We start from the raw sequence: 9,227 nt of genomic DNA on the forward strand, positions 1-9,227 counted from the left end.
CGGGAAGGGACGCTCGCCAATGGGATGGCACCGGGAACTGCTGGTCGGCTTCGACCTCGAAACGACAGGGACGGATCCACTGACGGCGCGCATCGTCACCGCCGCCGTCACGGAGGTCAGGGACGGGGAGCCCATCCGGCACCGGGAGTGGCTCGTCGACCCCGGCGTCCCCATCCCCGAAGAGGCCACCGCCGTTCACGGCATCACCACCGCCCGCGCCGCCGCCGAGGGCCGCCCCGCCGTCGAGGCCGTCGCCGAGATCGCCGACGCGCTCGCCGCGTACTGGGCCGCCGGCGTGCCCGTCGTCGTCTACAACGCGCCCTTCGATCTCAGCCTCGTCGCCGCCGAGTTGCGCCGTCACAGCCTGCTCTCGCTCGACGCCCGCCTCGACGGCGACGTCGGCCCCGTCGTCGACCCCCTCGTCATCGACCGCACCCTCGACCGCTACCGCCGCGGCAAGCGCACGCTCGAGGCTGCCTGCCAGTTCTACGGCGTCACCCTGGACGACGCCCACGAAGCCGCCGCCGACGCCCTCGCCGCCGTCCGCGTCGCCATCGCCCTGGCCGAGCGCTTCCCCGAAACCGGCGACGGCGAGCTCTGGGAACTCCACCGCTCCCAAATCGGCTGGTACGCCGACTGGGCCGCCGGCTTCCAGAAGTTCCTGGCCCGCCAAGGCGGCGCCCCCGCACCCGAGATAGACACCGCCTGGCCCCTGCGGGCCCCGGCGGTGTAGTTCAGCCTGTCCGGCGTTTGAGGACATTCCCCCAGAGGGGGCACCCCCATAAGGGCGTTCGGGGGTCCAGGGGGCTGGCCCCATGGTGGGGGGAGTAAACCCGCCCCGTGGCGTCAGAAGGGGTACCAGCGCACCGTGGGGTCACCGTCGCGCAGGGATGTGACGCGGCGGCGGAATTCGGCAAGGGCGGCGGGGTTGGCGGGGGCGTGTTGGGCGACCCACGCGCAGCTGGCGGTCTCGCGGGCGCCGCGCAGGACCGCGCAGCCGTCCCAGGCCCGCACGTCCCAGCCGTAGGCCTCCGTGAAGGTGTCGTAGGCCGCCGGGTCGAGGCCGTAGCGGTCGCGGCTGAGGGCCATGACGACGAGGTCGTGCTCCCGCAGGTCCGCGGAGAAGGTCTCGAGGTCGACCAGGACGGGGCCGTCCGGGCCGACGTGGACGTTGCGCGGCAGCGCGTCACCGTGGATGGGCCCGGAGGGCAGGTGCGGGGTCAGCGCGGACGCGTCCGCGGTGAAGCCGTCGCGCCGGTCGCGGAGGAAAGCCGCGTCGGCCGGGTCGATGGCGTCGCCGGCCAGCCGGAGCCACCGCTCGACACCGCCGAGCAGATCGCGCCGGGGGAGGGCGAAGTCGGGCTCGGGCAGGGCGTGGACGAGCCGCAGGAGCCCGGCGAGGTCGGCGGCCCCGGCAGCCCGGACCGGCTCGGGCAGCCGCTGCCAGTACGTCACCGGGTGCCCCGCGACGAGCCGGGCCTCGGGCTCGGCCACCCGCACCGCCGGAATGCCCAGCCCGGCGAGCCAAACGGCGGTACGCACCTCGCGCTCGGCCCGCGCCAGCAGCTCCCCGTCGCGGCCGACCTTGGCGACGACCTCGCCGTCCAGCTCGAAGACCGCGTTCTCGCCGAGGGCGATGAGCTTCGCGGTACCGGCCCGGTATCCTGCCGCCGCGAGCACACCCCGCGCGAGCTCTTCGTTGAACGCCATGCCGCAATGATCGCAGAGCCGCGTCAGGGCGCCCCGGCGCCCAGGCCCTGTCGGCCGGATCATGCTGGTCTGGCGACGCTCCCCCAGCCGGACGCTGGGAGGTGCCCCCAGCCACGGCTCCTAGACCCTGTCGTCAAAATCCCGCCTGTCCCGCGACGCCTGGCACGGCGCCTCGCTGCGTTGTCGAATCGCCCGAGTAGCCCACTACGAGGGCGAATCTCCGCCTTGCGATGCACCGCGCCAGACGCCGCGGGACCCGCCCTCCGGGCGGCCGGCGCCATTTTGACGACAGGGCCTAGGGTCTGTCCCACGGAGATCGGCCGGACAGGCCCTGGAAGGACTGGGTGCGTTCCACCGCTTCCCGTACGACCGCCGCCGCGCCCCGCTCCGCGTACACCTCCCGCTGCCACCGGGCGCCCGTGCCGCGGGTGAGCAGCCGCTCGACCCCGGCCCGTACGGTGTCGAGGTCGCCGGCCTCCTCCAGTGCGGCAGCGGTGTGGGCGACGACTGCCTCGACCACCTCGCGCGCGGTCGCCGGCCGGTGGGTGAGCGGGTGCACCAGGGAGCCCTGGAGCCCGGAGCGGCAGGCGCGCCAGGCCGCGAGCCGCAGCACATGGACGCCGACGTCGGGGGCGGGGTGGCCGGCGGACCAGTCGCGGGCGGCGGTTTCGACCAGGCCCCGTACGAGGGCGGCGAGCAGTACCGCGTCCTCGGCGTCGGGGCACACGTCGCAGACCCGCACCTCGACGGTGGGGAAGGTGACCGAGAGGCGGACGTCGAAGTAGACCATGCCCTGGTCGAGCAGCGTGCCGGTGCCCAGCATCGCGCCGACCGCGTGCCGGTAGCCGGCGGCGGAGCCGAAGAGCTCGGGCGGTCCGGCGGTCGGCCACCGGCCGAAGACCTGGTAGCGGTAACCGGCGTAGCCGGTGTCCCGCCCCTGCCAGAGGGGCGAGTTCGTGCTCAGCGCGAGCAGCGGGGCCAGCCATGGCCTGATCCGGTCGATGACGGCCACCCCCTCCTCGTCCGAGGTGACCCCGACGTGGATGTGGCAGCCGCAGGTCAGCTGCTCCTGTGCGGTGAGCCCGAACAGGTCGGCCATCCGGCGGTATCGGCCGCCCGGAGTGAGCTGCGGCGACACCGGCAGCGGCGAGGTGGCCAGCGCGGCCACCTCCGCGCCCTGTGCCCGGGCCAGCTCCGCCGCGCGCCCGCGCCAGGCGCGCAGCTCACCGCGCAGCTGCTCGAGGCTCTCGCAGGGATGCGTGTTGATCTCCAGTTGCTGCTGTTGCAACTCGGCTACCAGCTCGCCGCCCTTCTCCCCTTCCAGCACAGCTCCGGCCACGGCGCGCGGTGTGAAACTCCCCGCGTCCACCAGCAGCAGCTCTTCTTCCACCCCTACCGTTCGCAGCACAAACAGCGAGTACCCCTTTCACATGGGGTTTACCGCTCCGGCCTCAGGTCTTGCGCCGGGCGGTCATGGTGCGCTGGATCAGGATGAAGGCGAACAGCAGCACCCCGGTGGCGATCTTGGTCCACCAGGAGCTGAGCGTGCCCTCGAACTGGATGATCGTTTTGATCAGGCCCAGCACGAGAACACCGAACAGTGTCCCGATCACGTACCCGGAGCCGCCGGTGAGCAGCGTGCCGCCGATCACCACCGCCGCGATGGCGTCGAGCTCCAGGCCGACGGCGTGCAGCGGGTCACCCGACTGGATGTACAGGGTGAACAGCAGCCCGGACAGCGCCGAGCAGAATCCGCTGACCGTGTAGACGGCGATCTTCGTGCCGCCGACCGGAAGACCCATCAGCAGTGCCGACTGCTCGTTCCCCCCGATGGCGTACACCCGGCGGCCGAAGCGCGTGTAGTGCAGTACGTAGAACGCGACGGCGAGGACGACCAGCGAGACGACGGCGGCGATCGAGAGGAAGGACCCGCCGGGCAGCGACACATGGGTCTGGGCGAGCGTGCCGACGAGCGAGTCGTTGATGGAGATCGACTCCTTGCTGATGACCAGGCACAGCCCCCGGAAGAGGAAGAGCCCCGCCAGGGTCACGATGAACGGCTGGATCTCGAAGTGGTGGATCACATAGCCCATCAGATAGCCGCCGAACGCGCCGACCCCCAGCGCGACCGGGATCACGATGAGCACCGACACGTGCTCTTTCTCGACCAGCCAGGCGGTCAGCATGGTCGTGAAGCCGATGACCGAGCCGACCGAGAGGTCGATCCCGCCGGTGAGGATCACGAAGGTGGCGCCGACGGCGGCGACCAGCAGGTATCCGTTGTCGATGAACAGGTTCATGAACACCTGGCCGTCGATGAATCCGTAGCTCTGGTAGCGGTAGACGCCGAAGCCGAACATCGCGACGAACAGGCCGGCCGTCACCAGGACGGGCAGCCGGCGGTCCTGCAGCAGGCGGGCGCCGAGACCGCCGGTGTGGCCGTTGTCGATGGTGCTCACTGCGATACCTCCACGTGGGGCGCTGCGTCGGCCGCCGTGCCGGGGGCCTGCGGTGCCGGGCCGCGCCGGCGGACTCTCGCGCCGAAGACCTTGGCCCGGAAGGCGGGGGACTGCATCAGGCAGACGATGATGACGACGACCGCCTTGAACACCAGGTTGGTCTGGGTCGGCACGCCGATGGTGTAGATCGTGGTGGTCAGGGTCTGGATGATGAGCGCCCCGATGATGGTGCCGCCGAGGTGGAAGCGGCCGCCGGTCAGCGAGGTGCCGCCGATCACCACGGCCAGGATCGCGTCGAGTTCGATCCACAGGCCGGCGTTGTTGCCGTCCGCCGCCGACACGTTCGAGCTGATCATCAGGCCCGCGATGCCGGCGCACAGCGCACAGAACGTATACGCCATGATCTTGATACGGCGGGACCTGATGCCCACCAGACGGCTCGCCTCCGCATTGCCGCCGACCGCCTCGACCAGCAGCCCGAGGGCCGTACGGCGGGTCAGCGCCATGCTGAGGGCCACCACCAGCACCACCACGAAGATGGAGAAGGGCAGCGTCAGCCAGTAGCCGCCGCCGATCAGCGAGTACGGGTCGCTGTTGACGGTGATGATCTGGCCGCCCGTGATGAGCTGGGCGATGCCGCGCCCGGCGACCATGAGGATCAGCGTGGCGATGATCGGCTGAATGCCCAGCCGGGCGACCAGCAGCCCGTTCCACGCCCCGCAGACCAGGGCGACGGCCAGCGCCAGCGCGAAACCGAGCAGGACACCCGACACGCTGTTCTGGTCGGCCTGCTTGCTGACGACCAGGCAGCCGAGCGCGCCGGCGATCGCCACCACCGCACCCACCGACAGGTCGATGCCGCCCGTCGCGATCACCAGGGTCATACCGATCGACACCAGGATGAGCGGGGAACCGAACAGCACGATGGAGACGAGGCTGCCGTAGAGGTGACCCTCCTTCAGATGCACCGCGAAGAACCCGGGCGTGAAGGGGACGTTGATCAGAAGCAGTGCGACCAGGACCACCACCGGCCAGAAGAGCCGGTGCTGGGTCGCCGCACGCCATGCGGATGTGGTGGTCACTGGTGCTCTCCGCTCGCGATGGTCTGCATGATCCGCCCGGCGGTCAGCTCCGGGCCGTTGGTCAGCCGCGCGACGAGCCGGCGGTCGCGCAGCACGCCGATGGTGTGACTCAGCCGGAGCACCTCCTCCAGCTCGGCGGAGATGTAGACCAGGGCCATGCCGTCCTCGGACAGCGAGACCACCAGCTTCTGGATCTCCGCCTTGGCCCCGATGTCGATGCCGCGGGTCGGCTCGTCCAGGATCAGCAGCTTCGGCTGGGTGATCAGCCAGCGGGCCAGCAGCACCTTCTGCTGGTTGCCGCCGCTGAGGGTGCTGACCTTGGCCTCGGGATCGACCGGCCGGATGTCCAGCACTCCGATGTACCGGGCGACCAGCTCGTCGCGCTGCGCCGCCGGGATGGGACGGGTCCAGCCCCGGGCCGCCTGGAGGGCCAGGATGATGTTCTCCCGTACCGTCAGGTCCGGTACCAGGCCTTCGGTTCTGCGGTTCTCCGAGCAGAAGGCGACGCCCTTGCCGATCGCGTCGTTCGGTGCCCGCAGGGCGGCCGGCCGGCCGCCGAGGCTGACTGTGCCGCCGTCGGCGGTGTCGGCACCGAAGAGCAGCCGGGCCAGTTCGGTGCGCCCGGAACCGAGGAGTCCGGCGAGCCCGACGACCTCGCCGGCGTGGATCTCCAGGTCGAACGGGGCGATGCCGCCGGCCCGGCCCAGGTTCTCGGCCCGCAGCAGCGGATCGCCGACGGCGGGGCGCAGATGATGCTCGGTCAGCTCCTCCAGCTGGTCGAGGTCCTTGCCGATCATCAGCTTGACCAGCCCGACCTGGTCGAGGTCGCCGACGAGATGCTCGCCGACCAGGGCGCCGTTGCGCAGCACGGTCATCCGGTCGCAGACCTCGTAGATCTGGTCGAGGAAGTGCGAGACGAACAGGATCGCCACGCCCTCCTCCTTCAGCCGCCGCATCAGCGCGAACAGCTCGGCGACCTCGTCGCGGTCCAGGCTGGAGGTCGGCTCGTCCAGGATCAGCACCTTGGTGTCGCCGATGCTGATGGCCCGTACGATCGCCACCAACTGCTGCACCGCCAGCGGATACGAGCCCAGCGGCGCGGAGACGTCAAGGTCGAGCCCGAGCCGGGTGACCAGCTCGGCGGCCCTGGCGCGCAGCTGCTTCCACTGGATCCGGCCGGCCCGCAGCGGTTCGCGGCCGATGAGGATGTTCTCCGCCACCGAGAGGTTCTGGCAGAGGTTGACCTCCTGGTAGACGGTGCTGATGCCGGCCTGCTGGGCCTGCAGCGGGCTGTCGATGTGCACCGGACGGCCGTCGAGGGTGACCGTGCCGGCGTCGAGGGTGTGAACCCCCGTCAGGACCTTGATGAGGGTGGACTTCCCGGCGCCGTTCTCGCCGAGTAGGGCGTGGATCTCGCCGGGGAAGAGTCGGAAGTCGACGCCAGACAGAGCCCGCACGCCGGGGAACTGCTTACTGATGCCCGTCATTTCCAGGACGGGCCGCGGCTCTGCCATGGCAGCGCTCCTTGGTGGAATCGTGGAATCGTCACGGCCGGTACGGGAGCGCCCAGCGCCTGGGAGCTCCCGTAAACCGGGTGGTCAGTACTTGCGGGTCGGGAGCGCGGCCGCAGCCTGGTCCTGGGTGAAGTCGCCCTCCTTGGTCTTGATCCAGCGCGACAGGGTGGAGGCCTTGCCGGCGTGGACCGTCTTCACGACGTCCATCAGCTGCGGGCCGAGCAGTGGGTTGCACTCGGCGATCGCGTTGATCTGGCCCTTGGACATCGCGACGAAGCCGTCGTGCACACCGTCGATCGACACGATCTTGATGTCGGTGCCGGGGGTCTTGCCCGCCGCCTGGATCGACTGGATGGCGCCGATTGCCATGTCGTCGTTGTGGGCGAACAGCACGTTGATGTCGGAGTGGGCCTGCAGGAAGGCAGCCATGACCTGCTTGCCGCCGGCCCTGGTGAAGTCCCCGGTCTGGCTGACCACGATCTTCCAGGACGGGTCACTGGCCTTCATGACCTTGGCGAACCCCTTGGCCCGCTCGATCGCCGGGGCCGCACCGGTGGTGCCCTCGAGCTGTGCGATCTTGACGGCACCCTTGTGGTCGGCCAGTACCTTCTCCAGCAGGTGCGCGGCGCGCTCGCCCTCGGCCTCGAAGTCCGAGCCGACCAGCGTGACGTACAGCGAGGAGTCGGAGGTCTCGACGGAGCGGTCGGTGAGGATCACCGGGATGCCCGCGGCCTTGGCCTCCTTGAGCACGGCGTCCCAGCCGGTGACGACCACCGGGGAGAAGGAGATGACGTCGACCTTCTGGGCGATGTAGCTGCGGATCGCCGAGATCTGGTTCTCCTGCTTCTGCTGGGCGTCGGAGAACTTGAGGTTGATCCCGGCCGCTTTGGCGGCGTCCTTGACCGACTGGGTGTTGGCGGCGCGCCAGCCGCTCTCCGAACCGACCTGCGAGAAGCCGAGGGTGATCTGCTTGCCGCTCCCGCCGCTGCTGGAGGAGGTCGCCGAGGGGCTCTTCTTGGCGCAGGCAGCGAGGCCGCCCGCGGCTGCGGTGGCGGCGCTGACTGCGAGGAAGGTACGTCTGTTGAGCATGTCTTCTCCTTCGAAGAACTGAGCTGGTACGGACGCGCTGTTCAATCGGTCGGTTGTTGTTCGAGATTTCGGCTATACGGGAGCCGGTTCTCCAGGGCGCAAGTAGGTTCCCGTATCGGTTGTTAGCGCTAACAGGCAGGCGCTAGCACTCAGGGGTGCGGCGGTGAGGTGCTGCCGCGGACGATGAGCTGGGGTTCGATCACGAGCCGGGTCGCGCCCACCGGGCCACGGCCCTCGATCCGGTCGAGCAGCAGGCCGATGCTGCGTCTGCCCACCGCCGGGAAGTCCTGGCGGACCGTGGTCAGCGGGGGAGCGAAGAACTCCGACTCCGGGATGTCGTCGAAGCCGACCATCGCGACGTCGTCGGGAGTGCGCAGACCCGCCTCGCGGAAGGCACGCAACACCCCCAGCGCCATCTGGTCGTTGGCCACGAAGACCGCGGTCAGACCGCGGCCGGCCCAGCCGGCCAGCTCCTGGCCGGCCCGGTAGCCCGACAACGGGCTCCAGTCCCCGGACAGCAGGGGAGGGATCTCCGCCCCCGCGGTCTCGAGTGCCGCCCGCCATCCGGCGGTACGCGCCTCGGCCTCCAGCCAGTCCTCCGGACCGGCGACGTGCCAGACCGTACGGTGGCCCGCGGCCAGTAGATGTTCGGTCGCCAGCCGGGAGCCGGCGTACTGGTCGACGCCGACGCAGGGAAAGTCCGGATCGCGGCTGCCGGCCACGGTCACCACCGGGAAGGGATGGCGGAGTTCGGCCAGGGCCCCGACCGCCGAACGGCGCGGGGCGATCACGACCACCCCCTCGACTCCGCCTTCGCTGAGCAGTTCCAGGGCCTCGGACAGGTTTCCCGGGGTCAGTTCGCGCAGGCTGACGGTGGAGACCAGGTACCCCTCGGCGCGCGCCGCCTCCTCGAGCGCGAACACGGTGCTGGCCGGTCCGAAGAGGGTGGTGTCGCAGGCGATCACCCCGAGGGTGCGGGTGCGACGGGTGGCCAGTGCGCGGGCGGAGGAGTTGCGGCGGTAACCCAGCTTCTCGATCGCGCGAAGGACGCCGACCCGTGTCTCGTCGCGGACGTTGGGGTGGTCCCCCAGGACGCGGGAGACGGTCTGGTGGGACACGCCGGCGAGGCGGGCGACATCGGCCATGGTGGGGGCCCGGTGAAGCGGCTGTGCCATGGCCGTGTCTCCCTCGTGCCGGTCACCGATTAACAGGGTTGTGATGCGCACGACATTGTTAGCGCTCACAAATCAGCGGTCAAGATGTGTCACAAGGACCGGGCGTCACGGTTCAACAACGGCCGGGCGGAGGCTCGTTGACGTCGGATATTCAGCAGCGCCCATGACACCGCCGGCCCGGCCTCCACGGGGGAGGCC

8 protein-coding genes are annotated in these 9,227 nt (G+C 70.3%); 1 reads left to right on the plus strand and 7 read right to left on the minus strand.

Annotated features, from left to right (window positions below):
- The first annotated feature begins 19 nt into the window (after positions 1–19).
- On the plus strand, positions 20–733 hold the full coding sequence (locus ACFXJ5_RS37180; RefSeq protein WP_384641582.1) for an exonuclease domain-containing protein: 714 nt from the start codon (positions 20–22) through the stop codon (positions 731–733).
- 113 nt (positions 734–846) lie between these two features.
- Here ACFXJ5_RS37180 and ACFXJ5_RS37185 read toward each other — a convergent pair whose 3' ends face one another.
- The 7 genes from ACFXJ5_RS37185 to ACFXJ5_RS37215 form a co-directional block, all read right to left on the minus strand.
- Entirely contained in the window at positions 847–1,710 is an 864-nt protein-coding gene (locus tag ACFXJ5_RS37185; RefSeq protein ID WP_384641585.1) for a phosphotransferase, read from the minus strand.
- Between the two features lie 295 nt (positions 1,711–2,005).
- Positions 2,006–3,118, minus strand: a complete 1,113-nt coding sequence (locus ACFXJ5_RS37190; protein WP_384641588.1) for a glutamate--cysteine ligase — start codon at positions 3,116–3,118, stop codon at positions 2,006–2,008.
- A gap of 43 nt (positions 3,119–3,161) precedes the next feature.
- Positions 3,162–4,169, minus strand: coding sequence for a galactofuranose ABC transporter, permease protein YjfF (yjfF, locus tag ACFXJ5_RS37195; RefSeq protein WP_384641591.1), 1,008 nt, complete (start codon positions 4,167–4,169; stop codon positions 3,162–3,164).
- Positions 4,166–5,251 carry an ABC transporter permease gene (locus ACFXJ5_RS37200; protein WP_384641594.1) on the minus strand — a complete coding sequence of 362 codons (1,086 nt, stop codon included), beginning with the start codon at positions 5,249–5,251 and terminating at the stop codon, positions 4,166–4,168. Before ACFXJ5_RS37200 ends, yjfF begins: the two co-directional genes overlap by 4 nt.
- Positions 5,248–6,765 carry a sugar ABC transporter ATP-binding protein gene (locus ACFXJ5_RS37205; RefSeq protein WP_384641597.1) on the minus strand — a complete coding sequence of 506 codons (1,518 nt, stop codon included), beginning with the start codon at positions 6,763–6,765 and terminating at the stop codon, positions 5,248–5,250. Before ACFXJ5_RS37205 ends, ACFXJ5_RS37200 begins: the two co-directional genes overlap by 4 nt.
- 84 nt (positions 6,766–6,849) lie before the next feature.
- Complete coding sequence (locus tag ACFXJ5_RS37210) at positions 6,850–7,854, minus strand: ABC transporter substrate-binding protein (protein ID WP_384641600.1); 1,005 nt, start codon at positions 7,852–7,854, stop codon at positions 6,850–6,852.
- 149 nt (positions 7,855–8,003) lie between these two features.
- A complete protein-coding gene (locus ACFXJ5_RS37215; protein WP_384641603.1) occupies positions 8,004–9,029 on the minus strand; it encodes a LacI family DNA-binding transcriptional regulator in 1,026 nt (341 codons plus the stop codon).
- Between the last annotated feature and the right edge of the window lie 198 nt (positions 9,030–9,227).

Origin of the sequence: Streptomyces sp. NPDC059373 (genome assembly GCF_042751495.1) — a bacterium.
In the GTDB taxonomy this organism is placed as follows: domain Bacteria; phylum Actinomycetota; class Actinomycetes; order Streptomycetales; family Streptomycetaceae; genus Actinacidiphila.